This is a genomic window from Mesorhizobium sp. M1328 (assembly GCF_040318075.1).
In the GTDB taxonomy this organism is placed as follows: domain Bacteria; phylum Pseudomonadota; class Alphaproteobacteria; order Rhizobiales; family Rhizobiaceae; genus Mesorhizobium.
Genome location: NZ_JAMYLO010000012.1, coordinates 52397 through 68820, shown reverse-complemented (window position 1 = coordinate 68820; position 16424 = coordinate 52397). Strand labels below are relative to the sequence as shown.

14 protein-coding genes are annotated in these 16424 nt (G+C 62.7%); 3 read left to right on the top strand and 11 right to left on the bottom strand.

The features are described from left to right. Positions 1-112: 112 nt before the first annotated feature. From NKH23_RS20715 to NKH23_RS20700, 4 genes are all read right to left on the bottom strand, one after another. Positions 113-1918, bottom strand: a complete 1806-nt coding sequence (locus tag NKH23_RS20715; protein ID WP_353025431.1) for an ABC transporter ATP-binding protein — start codon at positions 1916-1918, stop codon at positions 113-115. Positions 1919-2309: 391 nt separating this feature from the next. Continuing rightward, positions 2310-2723, bottom strand: a complete 414-nt coding sequence (locus NKH23_RS20710) for a GNAT family N-acetyltransferase (protein WP_292657866.1) — start codon at positions 2721-2723, stop codon at positions 2310-2312. Between the two features lie 26 nt (positions 2724-2749). Next, positions 2750-4465, bottom strand: coding sequence for an NAD+ synthase (locus tag NKH23_RS20705; RefSeq protein ID WP_353035280.1), 1716 nt, complete (start codon positions 4463-4465; stop codon positions 2750-2752). A 65-nt stretch (positions 4466-4530) separates the two neighbouring features. Continuing rightward, positions 4531-5244 carry a DNA-3-methyladenine glycosylase I gene (locus NKH23_RS20700; RefSeq protein WP_353025435.1) on the bottom strand — a complete coding sequence of 238 codons (714 nt, stop codon included), beginning with the start codon at positions 5242-5244 and terminating at the stop codon, positions 4531-4533. Positions 5245-5327: 83 nt separating this feature from the next. On the opposite strand from NKH23_RS20700, the gene NKH23_RS20695 reads away from it, so the two are divergent. Together NKH23_RS20695 and NKH23_RS20690 are read left to right on the top strand one after the other, a co-directional pair. Then, positions 5328-5891: a DUF1003 domain-containing protein gene (locus NKH23_RS20695; RefSeq protein ID WP_352466385.1), complete on the top strand. Its 564-nt coding sequence runs from the start codon at positions 5328-5330 to the stop codon at positions 5889-5891. Next, positions 5888-6475, top strand: a complete 588-nt coding sequence (locus NKH23_RS20690) for a DedA family protein (RefSeq protein WP_353025437.1) — start codon at positions 5888-5890, stop codon at positions 6473-6475. The genes NKH23_RS20695 and NKH23_RS20690 overlap by 4 nt, the downstream gene beginning before the upstream one ends. A gap of 3 nt (positions 6476-6478) precedes the next feature. Here NKH23_RS20690 and NKH23_RS20685 read toward each other — a convergent pair whose 3' ends face one another. From NKH23_RS20685 to NKH23_RS20660, 6 genes are all read right to left on the bottom strand, one after another. Beyond that, entirely contained in the window at positions 6479-7066 is a 588-nt protein-coding gene (locus tag NKH23_RS20685; RefSeq protein WP_353025439.1) for a hemerythrin domain-containing protein, read from the bottom strand. A 101-nt stretch (positions 7067-7167) separates the two neighbouring features. Next, entirely contained in the window at positions 7168-7527 is a 360-nt protein-coding gene (locus NKH23_RS20680) for a diacylglycerol kinase (protein WP_353025440.1), read from the bottom strand. Between the two features lie 77 nt (positions 7528-7604). Then, positions 7605-8024 carry a GFA family protein gene (locus NKH23_RS20675; RefSeq protein ID WP_353025441.1) on the bottom strand — a complete coding sequence of 140 codons (420 nt, stop codon included), beginning with the start codon at positions 8022-8024 and terminating at the stop codon, positions 7605-7607. 126 nt (positions 8025-8150) lie between these two features. Beyond that, positions 8151-9524 (bottom strand): class II 3-deoxy-7-phosphoheptulonate synthase, encoded by a 1374-nt coding sequence (locus NKH23_RS20670; protein ID WP_352720957.1) that lies wholly within the window; start codon positions 9522-9524, stop codon positions 8151-8153. A 179-nt stretch (positions 9525-9703) separates the two neighbouring features. Then, positions 9704-13204: a transcription-repair coupling factor gene (gene mfd, locus NKH23_RS20665; RefSeq protein WP_352977148.1), complete on the bottom strand. Its 3501-nt coding sequence runs from the start codon at positions 13202-13204 to the stop codon at positions 9704-9706. Between the two features lie 13 nt (positions 13205-13217). Further along, positions 13218-13505, bottom strand: coding sequence for an FAD assembly factor SdhE (locus tag NKH23_RS20660; protein ID WP_352720953.1), 288 nt, complete (start codon positions 13503-13505; stop codon positions 13218-13220). 91 nt (positions 13506-13596) lie between these two features. Between NKH23_RS20660 and recG the strand changes: the two genes are divergently transcribed. Then, complete coding sequence (recG, locus tag NKH23_RS20655; RefSeq protein WP_352720951.1) at positions 13597-15705, top strand: ATP-dependent DNA helicase RecG; 2109 nt, start codon at positions 13597-13599, stop codon at positions 15703-15705. On the opposite strand, the gene NKH23_RS20650 is transcribed toward recG, so the two are convergent. Then, on the bottom strand, positions 15657-16409 hold the full coding sequence (locus tag NKH23_RS20650; RefSeq protein ID WP_352720949.1) for a DUF502 domain-containing protein: 753 nt from the start codon (positions 16407-16409) through the stop codon (positions 15657-15659). The two genes, recG and NKH23_RS20650, sit on opposite strands and share 49 nt — an antisense overlap. Between the last annotated feature and the right edge of the window lie 15 nt (positions 16410-16424).

Here is a 16424-nt window from a genome sequence, read left to right as displayed (position 1 = left end):
TTTGCTGTTGACAAGACGCGCCCCCGCGCTCTGCGGCAGACATAGAACATGACGAAGACGAAGAAAAGACGGCAGCGCCGCGCGTCTATTAAGGCGCGCGGCGCCGTAACCGTCAGATCACCAGGCCTTTGGTCAGCTCAAGCGCCTGGCGTTCGAACAGCCGGCGGTAGATGCCGCCTTGCAGCCGGATCAGCTGGTCATGCGAGCCCTCCTCGACTATGCGGCCGCGATCGAACACCAAAAGCCTGTCCAGCGCCCGCACCGTTGACAGCCGGTGGGCAATGACCAGCGTCGTGCGGCCGACCATCAAGCGCTCCATCGCCTGCTGGATCAGCACCTCCGATTCCGAATCGAGGCTCGACGTTGCCTCGTCCAGGATGAGGATGCGCGCATCGGCGAGGAAGGCGCGTGCGATTGCAACACGCTGACGCTCGCCGCCCGACAGCTTTACGCCACGCTCGCCGACCAGCGTGCCATAGCCCTTCGGCAAATTGGCGATGAAGTCATGCGCGCTGGCCAACCGCGCCGCGTGTTCGATCTCGGCCTGCGTGGCGCTCGGCCGGGCATAGGCGATGTTTTCGGCCAGCGACCGGTGGAACAGGATCGGCTCTTGCTGGACGATCGCGATCTGTGCGCGCAGCGACGCCTGCGCCACATCTGCAATATCCTGGCCGTCGATCAGGATATTTCCCGCAGTCACGTCGTAGAGGCGCTGGATCAGCTTGACGAACGTCGTCTTTCCGGAGCCTGAATGGCCAACCAGCCCGACCCGCTCGCCCGGCGCGATATCCACCGAAAAGTCACGATACAGCGGCAAGCGGTGGCTACCGTAGTGGAACGTGACGTTGTCGAAGGTGATGCGGCCATCGGTGATCCGGATCGGTTTGGCGCCGAGCCGATCCTCGATGCCGAGTGGTTCGGACTGGAAGTCGACCAGTTCCTCCATGTCGTTGATCGAGCGCTGCAGATTGCGGATATGCGTGCCGATGTCGCGCAGATAGCCTTGCAGCACGAAGAATGAGGTCAGCACGAAGGCGACGTCGCCGGCACTTGCCTGCCCCCACGACCACAAAAGCAGGGAGAATCCGATGACCGCTGCCCGCAAAAGCAGCAGCATCGTGCCTTGCGTGGTGCCGTTGACGGTGCCGCGCACCCAGGTGCGCCGCGTGCGGCCGCGCCATTTGGCAACGACCTCGGCAAGCCGTGTCTCCTCGCGTTCCTCGGCGCCAAAACCCTTGACCACCGCGTTGCAGCTCACCGCATCGGCCAGCGAGCCGCCAAGCCGTGTATCCCACGCGTTGGCAAGCCTTGCCGCAGGCGCGACATAGCCAAGCGACAGCATCGTCGTCACCGCGATGAACAGAACCGAACCGGTGGCGACGATCGCGCCCATCAGCGGCCAGAACAAGCCAAGCAGCAGCGTCGAGCCGACGAGCATGACGACCGACGGCAGCAGCGCGATCAGGATCGTGTCGTTGAGCAGGTCGAGCGCCCACATGCCGCGCGTTATCTTGCGCACCGTCGATCCGGCGAAGCTGTTGGCGTGCCAATCGGTGGAGAAGCGCTGGACGCGGTGGAAGGCGTCGGCGGCGATATCCGCCATCATCTTCAACGTCAGCTCGACAATGGCCATGAAGGCGAGATTGCGCAGCACGACACCGGTGAGCGCCAGGGCAACCAGCATCGAAAAGGCAGCCATCGCCGCATTCCATGCGACATCGTCGGCCGCAGCACTGCTGGCAACGGCGTCGACCAGCCGGCCGGAATAGAGCGGCGTCAGCACGTCGGCCAAGGTCGACAGCAGGAACGTGCCCATAATGCCGGCAAGCCGCCACGGCTGACGCCGCCAATGGCTGAGCGTGAAGCCAAGAACGCTGCGAAATGCGCCCGCGCGCAAATCTATTCGAAAACGAGCCATGATGTCATTCGGGCGCAAACGAGCCCGATCCCGGAAAAGGTCGAAAATTGAAAAAACCGCGTCGGGCGAATTAACACCCAAGGAATGCGGAGGTTCGGCACATTTGGCGGCTCGCCCGAATACGGGCGGCGACCGGCATCGACGAACGCCTGTTCTCAGCTCGGCTTTGCCGCAAAGGTAAGAACCTTCTGGCTTGCCGATTGAGACCTAGGCTTCGCGGCCTCGCATAACGATGTCAAATCCTGGCATTTCGGTCCTCCCCAAGGGGATCGCGGAAAGGCGTTTATAGAGACGCCTCAACGCCGCGCCAAGTCAGTAGATAGCCCAAAGCGCATCTGGTCCAAGCAGTGAGACGATTTTGCAACAATCGCGGGTTGTGCGCTGCCTCTGTTCAGGTTGCCGGGATACGGTCGAAGCGCATATAGCGGCCGTCGGTGGAAGGCCTGAAGCCGAGCTTCTCGTAAACCGCGTGGGCGTCGTTGGTCGACAGGCTCCAATGCGTGACAGTCTTGCAATCCGGATGACCGATAAGCGCCTGGACAAGCCGGGTTCCGATGCCTTGCCCGCGATACCCAGGCCAGACAATGATGTCGGCGAGATAGGCAAATACCGTACGGTCGGTGATCGCCCGGCCGAAGCCGACCTGATTGCCGCCGACATAGGCGCCGACGCACAGTGAGTTGGCAAAGGCGCGGCGGTGCAGTTCATCGCTGCGGCCGCTGCCCCAATAGCTCTCCTTCAAAATGTCGGACGTCGCCCGGAAGTCGATCTGCGACAGGTCGAAGCTGATCTCAAAGTTGGCCATGGCTAAACCGTTATGCAGCCAATCGCCTACCCGCCATCCCTGAACCGGTTGGTAACGGGATAGCGGCGGTCGCGGCCAAAATTCTTCCTGGTGATCTTCACGCCGGGCGCCGCCTGCCGGCGCTTGTATTCGGCGACGTAAAGCAGGTGCTCGACGCGCGTCACCGTCGCCCGGTCATGGCCGCGCGCAACGATCTCGTCGACGCCCATCTCGTTTTCGACCAGACACTCCAATATGTCGTCGAGCACTGGATAGGGCGGCAGCGAATCCTGGTCGGTCTGGTTCTCACGGAGCTCCGCCGAGGGCGCCTTGTCGATGATGTTGTTCGGGATCACCTCGCCGGACGGGCCGAGCGCGCCCGGCGGCACATGCGCGTTGCGCCAGCGCGACAACGCATAGACCTGCATCTTGTAGAGGTCCTTTATCGGGTTGAAGCCGCCATTCATGTCGCCATAGAGCGTGGCGTAGCCTACCGACATCTCGCTCTTATTGCCGGTAGTGACCACCATCGAGCCGAACTTGTTGGAAATCGCCATCAGGATGGTGCCACGGGCCCGGCTCTGCAGGTTTTCCTCGGTGATGCCTTCCTTGGTGCCCTCGAAAAGCTGCGTCAGTGTGTGCAGGAAGCCCTCGACCGGCTCGAAGATCGGCACGATATCGTAGCGGCAGCCGAGCGCGCGGGCGCAGTCCTCGGCGTCCTTGAGCGAGTCCTTCGAAGTGTAGCGGTAAGGCATCATCACGGCGCGCAGCCGTTCCTCGCCGAGCGCATCGACGGCAAGTGCCGCGCAGATCGCCGAATCGATGCCGCCGGAAAGGCCGAGCACGACATTCTTGAAGCCGTTCTTGTTGACGTAGTCGCGCAGGCCCAACATGCAGGCGCGATAGTCGGCCTCCTCCTTCTCCGGGATTTTCGACATCGGTCCGTCAGCGCAGACCCAACCATCGGAATTATTTCCATTTTGCGCCCCTGCGGCGGCGCGGCTTCTCTTCCAGGTGGTGACGTTGACCGCCTCCTCGAACTGGCTCATCTGGAAGGCCAGCGTCTTGTCAGAACCAATTGCAAACGACGCGCCGTCGAAGACCAGCTCGTCCTGGCCGCCGAGCTGGTTGGCATAGATGATCGGCAGGTGGCATTCGATGACCTGGCGGATGACGATCTGGTGGCGGACATCGACCTTGCCGCGATAATAGGGCGAGCCGTTCGGCACCAGCAGGATTTCCGCGCCGCTTTCGGCCAGCGTCTCGCAGACGGCAACCTCGCCCCAGATGTCTTCGCAGATCGGCACTCCCACGCGCACGCCGCGGAAATTGACCGGCCCCTGGATCTCGGGGCCGGCCTGGAAGACGCGCTTCTCGTCGAACTCACCGTAATTCGGCAGATCGAGCTTGTAGCGTTCGGCAAGGATTTTGCCGCCATCGGCAAAGATGATCGAATTGTGCGTGCCGGTCTTGCGCTTCAGCGGCGTGCCGATGATGAAACCCGGGCCGCCGTCGGCCGTATCGCCGGCGAAATCCTCCGCCGCCCGTTCGCAGGCTTTCAGGAAGGCGGGCTTCAGCACCAGATCCTCGGGCGGATAGCCGGCAAGGAAAAGCTCGGTGAACAGCACGAGGTCGGCGCCCTGGCGGGCGGCATCCGCCCTCGCCTCGCGTGCCTTGGCAAGATTGCCGGCGACGTCGCCGACCGTCGGGTTGAGCTGGGCAACGGCGATGCGCAATATGTCTGGAGCGGTCTTGTCTGTCATGCCCGTGGGTTTAGCGCGGCAAAATTCGTCGGGCAATGGCGTTCGTTTGGACCAACCAATAGGTCCTATTCGCCCATATATTCGCGCAAGGCTTCCGGTGGATGGTTCTCGCCGATCGACATTGCCAGAATGCGCGAAATGTGTCGGCGCGGCAGCCCGGTTTCCGCCGCCCAGGCGTTGATCTGCACCTGGATCCTGCCCAGGTCCTTCTTCGATGTCGGGCTCTCCGCAATGTCGAGCCCAGCGTCGCGCAGCGCTGCCGCCATGTCGGCCGCGACGATGAAGGCGTCCCACTCCAGCCAGCGCAGAAAATACTGGCCGGTATTGCCGCCGAGCCGGCTGCCGTGCTTGCCGAGATAGGCCATCAACCCGACCTGGTCATCCGCCGGCCAATTGGCCAGGAACTTGCCGAAGCTGCCATGCTCCTTCGACACGCGCTCGACGAAGGCCGCGTTGTCGCGTACGGACTTGATCTTCTGCGGATTGCGGACGATGCGCTTGTCAGCGGTGAGATCGTGCCAGAAATCGTCAGGCTGGAACAGCAGCCGCTTCGGCTCGAAGCCAAGAAACGCTTCCTCGAAAGCCGGCCATTTCTGCTCGATAACACGCCAGACGAAGCCGGCGGCAAAGACCCGCTCGGCCATGGTCGACAGGATCCGGTCGTCCGCAATCTTTGCCACCGCGGCATTGTCGGGCATAGGGCCCAGCAGCGACGTAAGCGCTGCCTCACCGCCTTTGCGTTTCGCTGCACGGGCGCGAATTTTCCGAAAATCCACCATTGTTTCCTGACCCATCGCGTCAATCTACCACTTCCCGTTTGAACCGGCAGCTTCTACCTCTATCGCTGACGACGGAGGCGACGATGAATAAAACGATCGAGGACATGGCAAACCGCTGGCTGAAGCGAAAGCCGGACGGCCTCAGCGCGCTCGAAAGCCGGGTGCTGCAATCAACGCTCGAGCGCACCACGATCTCCAAGGACACCAACAAGGCCGTCGCCTTTCACCAGACGTTTGGCGATCGCCTGGCCGATACCATCGCCCGGATCGGCGGCTCGTGGTCCTTCATCCTGACATTCATTGGCTTCCTGATCCTGTGGACGGCAGGCAATGTCTGGCTCTTGTCGCGCGCCGCCTTCGATCCCTATCCCTTCATCTTCCTCAATCTCGTGCTTTCCATGGTTGCTGCCCTGCAGGCGCCAGTGATCATGATGGCGCAGAACCGCCAGACCGAGCGCGATCGTATCGACGCCGCCCACGACTATGAGGTTAATCTCAAGGCCGAGATCGAGATCATGGCATTGCACGAAAAACTCGACGAACTGCGCCACAGCCAAATCATCGGCATGCGCGACGAGATCGCTCGGCTGGCCGAGCAGGTGAAGCGCATCGACGACATTCTGTCGAAGCAGCGGACGTCTTCATGACGGAAGCCATCCATCGCCTCATTGAGCAATATGGGTTGATCGCGGTTTTTCTGGGCTGCGTGGCCGAGGGCGAAAGCGCCGCCATCCTTGGCGGTTTTTTCGCGCATCAGCATGTCTTCGTCCCGTGGCAGGCATTTCTGGCAGCCGCGCTCGGCGCCTTCGGTGGCGACACGTTCTTCTTCATCCTGGGACGAAGCTTCGCCGACCGTAAATTCGTAATCAGGCTCCGAGCCCGGCCGGGCTTCAGTCACGCCTATCGCCTCGTCACCTCTCATCCCAACATTTTCGTGCTGTCGAACCGCTACATCTATGGCCTGCGCCTGGTCGGTGGTATCGCGGCCGGGCTGTCGGGCATCGCCGCGGCGCGTTTCGTCATCCTCAACGCCATCTCATCGGTGGTCTGGGCGGCGCTGTTCTGCACTGTCGGCTATGTGTTCGGGCTGGGCGCGGAGCGCATCGTTGGCCAGGCGCTGGCCCGCCACGAGCGGTTGCTGATCGCTCTGGCAATCGGCCTCGTCGTGGCCATCCTCGGCTGGCTCGCGGCCCATATCGTCGCCAAGAAGGAGCTTCGCAAGGGAAGCTGATCGTCAATCAATGCCGAGCGCGGCGTCGCCCTTCTCGAGGATCAGCGGAATGATCAGGTCTTCCTCGTCGGCAAGATGCCGGGTCAACATGGCGATCAGCCGGCTGTTCTCGTCGGCATAGGCATCGGCGGCGAAACGCTGTTTGTCTTCGCTCTCTTGAAGCGTGCGGATGAAGTCATTTGCCGCCTCGGCATTGCGCTCCAGTCCCTCCTGGATTGTGTGGTGGTCGGCATCGAGAATCTCGAAGCCGCGCTTCAGACGGGTCTCGGCCCTTGCGAAGACCGGGAAATAATGATGGTCCTCGACATTGTGGTGGCCGTCGAGATTGCCGAGGAAATGGTTGAGGCGCGGCGCGAACCAGCGCGCGAATTCCGGCGCCTCCAGCCTACCTTCCCGATAATCGCCAATACCATTGGTGAGCATGCCGCCAAGCTCGCGGAACATGTCGTGCCGCCGCAGCCACATATTGGCCATGCCGTGGATGTTGGCATGCGCCTGCCAATCCTCGCGCGGATATTTCTCGATCAGCCAGCGCAGATCGTCCGGCAGGCCCTCACGTTCAAGCAGCAGAAATCCGGCGGCATCGGCCATGTCGGTTTCCTCAGACCATGATCCCGAAAAGTGGTACCGGTTTTCGGAAAAGATCATGGTCAAAACGAGAAATGCAGTGACGGCATGTAGTGTCTGAAACCTCAGATCGGTACCCCGAGGATCCGCTCGATGACGGCGACGCCCCAGACGCCGGCAGCGATCACCACCGAAATCAGCACCGCCAGCGAACCGCAATCCTTGGCCAGTTGGATATCGATGTTGAATTCGCGGCTGAACGCGTCGCATGCCGCCTCGATGCCGGTGTTCAACACCTCGATCATGATCATGAGCAGCACCGCGCCGATCAGCAACACATAGCCGCGCCACGATTCCGAAAGGAACCAGCCGAGCGGCAAGGCAAGCACGAGCAGAACCAGCTCCAGCTGGAAGGCCTCCTCGCTGGCGGCCAGTTTGCGAAACGCCCGCACCGAATTGTAAAAAGCGTCGATCAGCCGCTGCATGCCAAAACCCTTCGGAATCACCGGCAGGGGATTAGCGCAATGGCTGGACCAAGGGAATAAGGCGACCTCTTCAAAAATTAGTCGCCTGCCACCTTGATCGACGGCGTCGACTTCTCGAACTGCGGCAGCGCGTCGTCGATGGCGTAATAGTCGCCCTTGTCGCCGACGAAGATATGGCATTCTCCCTGAAGCCCGGTTGGCGCGTCGAACAGGCCTGCCATGACCGAAACATAGCCATCGTCGCTCGGCTTCCAGAACAGCAGAGAGCCGCATGTCTTGCAGAAGCCGCGCCTGGCGAACGAAGAAGCCTCGTACCAGGTGATGCTCTCCGTGCCGGTGATTGTGATGTCTCGGTCGGCAACGTTGGTCGCCGCATAAAAATGCCCGCTCTGCTTCCGGCACTGCGAGCAATGACAGTAGATGACACCGCGTAGCGGTCCTCGTGTCTGGAACCGCACTGCCCCGCACAAGCATGATCCGGTGTGAGTGTCAGCCATGTCGGCTCTCCCGATGCAATTGCCATCGCTTGGCAGGATTCCAGTTTTGCGCGCATTAGGCACGAGCAAATGCGACACCGGCCGGACGCGTTTCGCTGACCAGTTCGATGATCGAATACGTTCTAATCAGCCGTTGACGGCCTGCTTGTGCTGGACCGGATGGCTCTTCTTGAGCAGATCGGACACCAGGAACGCCAACTCGATCGCCTGGTCGGCGTTGAGACGCGGATCGCAATGGGTGTGGTAGCGATCCTGCAGTTCTTCGGCGGTGATGGCGCGAGCGCCACCTGTGCATTCGGTGACGTTCTTGCCTGTCATCTCGATGTGGATGCCGCCGGGATGCGTGCCTTCGGCGCGATGCACCTCGAAGAAGGTCTGCACCTCCTTCAGGATGCGATCGAACGGCCGTGTCTTGTATCCAGCGGCTTCGATGGTGTTGCCATGCATAGGGTCCGACGACCACACAACGCTGCGGCCTTCCTTCTGCACCGCGCGCACCAGCTTCGGCAGGTGGTCAGCAACCTTGTCGGAGCCGAAACGCGCGATCAGCGTCAGCCGGCCGGGCTCGTTCTCCGGATTGAGCAGGTCGATGAGTTGCAACAGGCCGTCCGGCGTCAGCGACGGCCCGCATTTGAGACCGAGCGGGTTCTTGATGCCGCGGCAATATTCGACATGCGCATGGTCGGGTTGGCGCGTGCGATCACCGATCCAGATCATGTGGCCGGAGGTGGCGTACCAGTCGCCCGAAGTCGAATCGACGCGGGTCAGCGCCTCTTCATAACCGAGCAGCAGCGCCTCATGGCTGGTGTAGAAATCGGTCTCGCGCAGCGCGTAATTGGTCTCCGAGGTGATGCCGACGGCCTTCATGAAGTCCATCGTCTCGGTAATGCGGTTGGCGAGCGATTCGTATTTCTCCCCCTGCGGGCTGTCGGAGACGAAGCCGAGCATCCATTGATGCACGTTCTCCAGGCTGGCGTAGCCACCTTGGGCGAAGGCACGCAAAAGATTGAGCGTCGCCGCCGACTGGCGGTACGCCATCTCCTGCCTTGCAGGATCGGGAATGCGCGACTTGGCATCGAATTCGATGCCGTTGATGATGTCGCCGCGGTAGCTGGGCAGCGTCACTCCGCCCTTGGTCTCATTGTCGGACGAGCGCGGCTTGGCAAACTGGCCGGCGACACGGCCGACCTTCACCACCGGTTGCGCGCCGGCAAAGGTCAGTACCACCGACATCTGCAAGAAGACGCGGAAGAAGTCGCGGATATTGTCCGCGCCATGCTCGGCGAAGCTCTCGGCGCAATCGCCGCCCTGCAGAAGAAATGCGTCACCGGCAGCGACGGCTGCAAGCTGCTTCTTCAGCTTGCGTGCCTCACCTGCAAAAACCAACGGCGGAAAGGTAGCGAGCTGGGTTTCCGTGTTCCTCAGCGCGACAAGGTCCGGATAGGCAGGAACCTGCTGGATCGGCTTAGCTCTCCACGAATTCGGCGACCATTTCGTCATCGAAGCACCCAACGCTCTTTCAGGCGGACGCCATCGCCCGCCAATCCGCCCCATATGGGGTCGCGGCTCCATACACGAAGCCGATTTCCTATTCTAGACCGGAATCTCAGCGCTGGCGAATGACGGCCGGCGGCGAAAGTGCCGGCGCGGTTGTTGTTCAGAGCACCAGCGACACCCGGCTACGCCGCCGCCTTCTCCACCAGCCGCGCCAGCTGCGTCATGACAACCGCTGAGCCCGCCAGCCGCTTTTCGGGCGTCGCCCAGTCACGGCTGAAGACGACGCTCTGGTCGGGCCGGATCTTGGCCAGCGAGCCCTGTTCGCCGATGAGCTTGACCAGCCCGACCGGATTGGGGAATTCCCGCTTGCGGAAATGGATGACGACGCCTTTCGGCCCGGCGTCGAGCTTCTCGACGTTGGCCTTGCGGCAAAGCGCCTTGATGAAGACGATCTTCAACAGATGCTTTACCTCTTCCGGCAGCGGCCCGAACCGGTCGATCAGCTCGGCGCCGAAAGCATCGATCTCTTCCGTATTTTCGAGATCGCCAAGACGGCGATAGAGTGCCAGCCTGAGCTGCAGATCCGGGACATAGCTTTCCGGGATCATCACCGCCGTGCCGACGGCGATCTGCGGCGACCAGCCGCCGTCCTGCACCTCGCCGGAATCCTTCACTTCGGCCACGGCCTCCTCCAGCATCTGCTGGTAGAGCTCGAAGCCGACCTCCTTGATGTGGCCCGACTGCTCTTCGCCAAGCAGATTGCCGGCGCCGCGGATATCGAGGTCGTGGCTGGCCAGTTGGAAACCTGCACCGAGCGTATCGAGCGACTGCAGCACTTTCAGTCGACGCTCGGCTGTATCGGTGAGCTTGCGGTTGGCCGGCAGCGTGAACAGAGCATAGGCGCGCACCTTCGAACGGCCGACGCGGCCGCGCAGCTGATAGAGCTGCGACAGTCCGAACATATCGGCGCGGTGCACGATCAGCGTATTGGCGGTCGGTATATCGAGGCCGGATTCGACGATTGTGGTCGACAAAAGCACATCGTACTGGCCGTCATAGAAGGCGTTCATGATGTCGTCGAGTTCGCCGGGCGGCATCTGGCCGTGGGCCACGGCCACTTTCAGCTCAGGCACGGATTCGCGCAGGAAATCATGGATTTCCGCGAGATCGCTGATGCGCGGTACGACATAGAAGGAATGGCCGCCACGGTAGCGCTCGCGCAGCAGCGTCTCGCGGATGACCAGCGGATCGAAGGGGGAGATGAAGGTACGCACGGCCATGCGATCGACCGGCGGCGTGGCGATCAGCGACAGCTCACGCACACCGGTCAAGGCAAGCTGCAGCGTTCGCGGGATCGGCGTCGCCGACAGCGTCAGAACGTGGACGTCGGTCTTGAGATCCTTCAGCCGCTCCTTGTGCTTGACGCCGAAATGCTGCTCCTCGTCGATGATCAGCAGGCCGAGATTCTTGAACGAGATCGAGGAGCCGAGCAGTGCGTGCGTGCCGATGACGATGTCGACTTGGCCTTCGGCGACGCCCTTCTTGGTCTCGGCCAGTTCCTTGGCGCCGACCAGCCGCGAGGCCTGGGCGACGCGGATCGGCAGGCCGGAGAAGCGCAGCGAGAAGGTCTTGAAATGCTGGCGCGACAACAATGTCGTCGGCACCACCACCGCGACCTGAAAGCCTTCCATCGCCGCGACGAAGGCGGCACGAAGCGCGACTTCGGTCTTGCCGAAGCCGACATCGCCGCAGATCAGCCGGTCCATCGGCTTTCCAGCGCCCAGATCATCCATGACCGAATCGATCGCCGTTTGCTGGTCGTCGGTTTCCTCATAGGGGAAACGCGCTGCAAACTCGCCATAGACGCCTTCCGCCGGCATCAGCGCCGGTGCGGCCCGCATCTGCCGCTCGGCGGCGATGCGGATCAGCTGCCCGGCCATGTCGAGCAGGCGTTTCTTCAGCCGTGCCTTGCGCGATTGCCAGGCACCGCCGCCAAGCTTGTCGAGCGTCGCCTCGGCCGAATCCGAGCCGTAGCGCGACAGCAGCTCGATGTTTTCCACCGGCAAGAACAGCCGATCGTCGCCGGCATAGTGGATTTCGAGGCAATCGTGCGGCGCACCGACCGCCTCGATGGTGCGCAGCCCGATGAAGCGGCCAATGCCATGGTCGGCATGGACGATAATGTCGCCTGAGGACAATGCCGAAGCCTCGGCGATGAAGTCAGACGCGCGCTTCTTGCGCTTCGAGCGCCGGATCAGCCGGTCGCCGAGAATGTCCTGCTCGGCGACGACGACCAGTTTCTCCATCTCGAAGCCGGATTCGAGCGGCAGCACGGCCAGTCCCGCCTGCCCTGGCTCAAGCTTTTCGGCTTCGGCAAGCGTCGCCACCGGCTTCAGGTTGCCAAGGTGATGCTCGGCCAGGATCTGGCCGAGCCGGTCGAGCGAACCTTCAGTCCAGCCGGCGACGATGACACGGCGGCCTGCAGCGCGCTCGTCGGAAATGTGTTTTACGACGACGTCGAAGACGTTGGCGTTAGGGTCGGCGCGCTCCTCGACGAAGCTGCGACCATGGCGCGAGCCGGCATGGAACACCTTTTTCGCGCCGGCATCGGGCGCGTCGAAGGAGGTGAAGTCGATCGCTTCCCGCGGGCCAAGGGAGGCAATCAGGTTCTCGGGCGACAGATAAAGCAAATCCGGCGGCACCGGCTTGTAGGGCACGGCATCCTTCAAGGCGCCGTCGGCCTGCTTTTTGCGCGCCTCGTAATGATCGAGGATCAGCGCATGGCGCTCGGCCAGTGCCTCATGCGCCAGATGGTCGAAAACCACGGGCGCATCAGGCAGGTAATCGAACACGGTTTCCAGCCGCTCATAGAAGAACGGCAGCCAGTGCTCCATGCCGGCAAACCGCCTGCCCTCGCTGACCGCCGCATAGAGCCCATCGTCGCGCGAGGGCGCGCCAAAGGCGTCGATGTAGGCGCGACGGAAGCGGCTGATTGTCTCTGGCGTCAGCGCCACCTCGCTCATCGCCTGTAGCGCCATCGACTTGCGCTGGCCGGTGGTGCGCTGTGTTGCCGTATCGAAGACACGGATCGATTCCAGCGTATCGCCGAAGAAATCGAGGCGCAGCGCCTCCGCCCATCCCGGCGCGAAGAGATCGAGAATGCCGCCGCGCACCGCAAATTCGCCGATGCCGCGCACCGTCGGCACCCGCTCGAAGCCAGAAGTCTCCAGCCGCGACACCAGTATGTTCATGTCGATCTGGTTACCGGGCTTGGCGTGAAAGGTCTGCGCCTCGACGAGTTCCGCCGGCGGAATGCGCTGAAGCAAGGCATTCGCGGTGGTGAGAATGACGGCGCGGTGCGGCTTCTTCGCCAGCGCGATCATCGCTGCCAGCGCATCGAGCCGCCTTGCGGCGGCGTCAGCGCCGGGCGAGACGCGGTCGTAAGGCAGGCAATCCCAGGCCGGCAGTTCCAGCACCGGCAGGCCCGGCGCGGCAAAGGCAAGCGCCTCGACGATCGCCGGCAGACGCTGGCCGTCGCGTGCCACGAACAGCACCGACTTGTCCGGTGCGATTTCGTGGGCAGCCTGCACCAGCGCAAAGGCTTCGTAGCCGTCGGCGACGCCATCGACGATGAACTGGCCGGCGCGGCCTTTCGGCAGACCGATCGTAGGAATAAGGCTCATGGCTACACGTTGTTCAGAAGGTCATCGCCCGGCGCGAAGCCAGGATTTTTTGCAGGACGGCACAGGCGATATCCGCCGGAACCGGGCACTCGCCGGTGACGATGGGCAGGAATTCAGTGTCGGGAATGTCGAGAAGCCTCTCATATTGGTCGATTTCGTCGCCGGTCAAGGCGCCGATCTCGGCATCGGCGAAGCTGCCGAGGATAAGGTCCATCTCGCGCATGCCGCGGTGCCACGAACGAAACAGAAGCTTGCGGCGGCGGGCATCGAGGCCCTCGCTTGATCGTTTCGTTCCCGTCATCTTGCAACATCCTTGCCCAGGCGGCGCATATAGCGTGGATAGAAGGCGGTGTCAGCCTTGCGCTACAGTCGCCGCAACATAAGCTGACATCATGCGTCCCTCCCTCCTCGATCCGCTGTTTGTCCCGATCACCTCGCTTGCCGGGGTCGGGCCAAAAGTTGGCGCCCTGATCGAAAAAGTCGTGGCGGCGGATCTCGGCGACCGGGCAGCGCGCGCCGGGGACCTCTTGTTCGTGCTGCCGCATACTGTCATCGATCGCCGCAACCGGCCTGGCATCGCCGGCTCGGCGGAAGGCGCCATCGTTACGCTCGACGTCCGCATCGACCGCCACCAGCCGCCGCCACGCGGCAACAGGTCGGTCCCGTACCGGGTCTACGCCCATGACGACACCGGCGAGATCGCGCTGACCTTCTTCCATGCCCATGCCGCCTATCTCGAAAAAGGAATGCCCGTAGGCGAGCATGTCGTCGTCTCAGGCCGCATGGAATGGTTCAACGGCCGCCCGACCATGGTTCACCCCGACCATATCGCACTTGCCGGCGACGCGGAAAACCTGCCGCTGGTCGAGCCGGTCTATCCGCTGACCGCCGGGCTCTCGGGCAAGGTGCTGCGCCGGGCCATCGGCCAGGCGCTGGCCCGCCTGCCGGTGCTGCCCGAATGGCAGGACGGTGAGTTCCGGCGCCGCCATGCCTTTCCTGCTTTCAGCGATGCGCTCAACCGCATCCACAATCCTGCCGACCCGATCGACGTCTCTGTCGACGGCGCAGCGTGGCGGCGCCTTGCCTATGACGAGTTCTTGGCCGGCCAGGTATCGCTGGCGCTGGTGCGGGCCAAGGTCCGCCGATTATCGGGCCGGCCACTCGTCGGCGACGGCCGCATAGTCGAACAACTGCGCGCGGTACTCCCCTATTCGCTGACCATGTCGCAGGAAATGGCGCTTGCCGAAATCAACGCCGATCTCAGCGACCCCGAACGCATGCTGCGCCTTTTGCAGGGCGATGTCGGCTCCGGCAAGACGGTAGTCGCGCTGCTTGCCATGGCGCGTGCCGTCGAGGCCCGCGGCCAGGCGGCATTGATGGCGCCGACCGAAATCCTGGCGCGCCAGCATCTCGCAACGATTGCGCCGTTGGCGGAACGGTCCGGCTTGCGCGTCGCCATCCTCACCGGCCGCGAAAAGGGCCGCGAGCGCGCCGACACGCTGACCGGGCTGGCCAATGGCGACATCGACATCGTCGTCGGCACCCATGCGCTGTTCCAGGAAACGGTGACGTTCCATGACCTCGTGCTCGCCGTCGTCGACGAGCAACACCGATTCGGCGTCCACCAGCGCCTTGCGATCACCGCCAAGGGCGATGCGCCCGACATGCTGGTGATGACGGCAACGCCGATACCCCGGACGCTAGTGCTGACTGCATTTGGCGACATGGACGTGTCGAAGCTGACGGAAAAGCCGGCGGGCCGCCAGCCGATCCGCACCGTCACCTTGCCGCTTGAACGGCTCGACGAACTGATCGGACGCATGCTCGACGCCGTCGCCGATGGCCAGAAAATCTACTGGATCTGTCCGCTGGTCGAAGAATCCGAGGAGATCAAGCTGATGTCGGCCGAGGACCGTTTTGCCTCGCTGAAGCCGCTGTTCGGTGATCGGATCGGCCTGGTGCATGGCCGCATGAAGGGCATCGATAAGGACGAGGCGATGCGCGCCTTCAAGCAGGGTGAGACGCGCATCCTGATCGCCACCACAGTGATCGAGGTCGGCGTCGATGTGCCGGACGCGACAATCATGGTCATCGAGCATGCCGAGCGTTTTGGCCTTGCCCAGTTGCACCAATTGCGCGGCCGGGTCGGGCGCGGCGACAAGCCATCGTCCTGCGTGCTGCTCTACAAGGACCCGCTTGGCGAGACGGCAAAACGCCGTTTGTCGGTGATGCGCGAGACCGAGGACGGCTTTCGCATCGCCGAAGAGGATCTGAAGCTGCGCGGCGAAGGCGAGTTGCTCGGCACCCGCCAGTCCGGCACGCCGGGCTTCCAGGTGGCGCGCATCGAGGCGCATGCCGACCTGCTCGAGGCCGCTCGCGACGATGCGCGGCTGATCCTGTCGCGCGATCCCGAACTGCAGTCCGAACGCGGCGCGGCGCTGCGCCTGCTGCTCTATCTGTTCGGCCGCGATGAGGCCGTGCGGCTCCTGCGTGCCGGCTGAGGCATCGCGTCGAGCGGAGGATTGGCAAGCGCGCCGTGGATCTGCTCGCCGTTCACGGTCACCATTTTGACCGCCGGCGCCACCAGGCCGGCCGACACGATCAGCTTGGCTCCGTCCTCGATTGTCATGTCGAGCAGCACAATGTCGGATTTCGGCACATACATCAGAAAGCCCGTCGTCGGGTTGGGCGTACATGGCATGAATACGGCAATCAGCGGATCGCCTTCCCGGTCGAGCTTCTGGTTGATCTCGGTTTCCTTCTCGCTGGCGACGAAAACCAGCGACCAGACCCCCTTGCGCGGATATTCGACCAACCCGACCTGGCGGAACATGTCGCCCTTGTTCGACAGCACGGTCTCGAAAATCTGCTTCAGCGAACGGTAGATGCCGCGCACCAGCGGCATGCGGCCAAGCAGGCGCTCGCCGAAATTGACGATGGCGCGGCCAACGATATTGGCGGTCATAAACCCGATGAAGGTGATGAGGATCAGGGCAACGATCAGCCCAAAACCCGGCACTGGAAACGGCAGGTAAGTGTCCGGATTGTAGCGTACCGGAATGTAGGGTTTCACCCAGGAATCGACCCAGCCGATCAGCGACCAGGCAATGTAGGCGGTAATCGCGAGCGGCGCGCAAACGACGAAGCCGGTCAGGAAATAGTTTCTCAGCCGGGTCATGCCTGAGGTCTTGAGAGCATCCGACATGGTTCACCGCAGCGT

Bases quoted from the DNA above. Each gene is read 5' to 3' on its own strand.
- NKH23_RS20715 (WP_353025431.1), bottom strand. From the start codon at position 1,918: ATGGCTCGTTTTCGAATAGATTTGCGCGCGGGCGCATTTCGCAGCGTT.
- NKH23_RS20710 (WP_292657866.1), bottom strand. From the start codon at position 2,723: ATGGCCAACTTTGAGATCAGCTTCGACCTGTCGCAGATCGACTTCCGG.
- NKH23_RS20705 (WP_353035280.1), bottom strand. From the start codon at position 4,465: ATGACAGACAAGACCGCTCCAGACATATTGCGCATCGCCGTTGCCCAG.
- NKH23_RS20700 (WP_353025435.1), bottom strand. From the start codon at position 5,244: ATGGTGGATTTTCGGAAAATTCGCGCCCGTGCAGCGAAACGCAAAGGC.
- NKH23_RS20695 (WP_352466385.1), top strand. From the start codon at position 5,328: ATGAATAAAACGATCGAGGACATGGCAAACCGCTGGCTGAAGCGAAAG.
- NKH23_RS20690 (WP_353025437.1), top strand. From the start codon at position 5,888: ATGACGGAAGCCATCCATCGCCTCATTGAGCAATATGGGTTGATCGCG.
- NKH23_RS20685 (WP_353025439.1), bottom strand. From the start codon at position 7,066: ATGGCCGATGCCGCCGGATTTCTGCTGCTTGAACGTGAGGGCCTGCCG.
- NKH23_RS20680 (WP_353025440.1), bottom strand. From the start codon at position 7,527: ATGCAGCGGCTGATCGACGCTTTTTACAATTCGGTGCGGGCGTTTCGC.
- NKH23_RS20675 (WP_353025441.1), bottom strand. From the start codon at position 8,024: ATGGCTGACACTCACACCGGATCATGCTTGTGCGGGGCAGTGCGGTTC.
- NKH23_RS20670 (WP_352720957.1), bottom strand. From the start codon at position 9,524: ATGACGAAATGGTCGCCGAATTCGTGGAGAGCTAAGCCGATCCAGCAG.
- mfd (WP_352977148.1), bottom strand. From the start codon at position 13,204: ATGAGCCTTATTCCTACGATCGGTCTGCCGAAAGGCCGCGCCGGCCAG.
- NKH23_RS20660 (WP_352720953.1), bottom strand. From the start codon at position 13,505: ATGACGGGAACGAAACGATCAAGCGAGGGCCTCGATGCCCGCCGCCGC.
- recG (WP_352720951.1), top strand. From the start codon at position 13,597: ATGCGTCCCTCCCTCCTCGATCCGCTGTTTGTCCCGATCACCTCGCTT.
- NKH23_RS20650 (WP_352720949.1), bottom strand. From the start codon at position 16,409: ATGTCGGATGCTCTCAAGACCTCAGGCATGACCCGGCTGAGAAACTAT.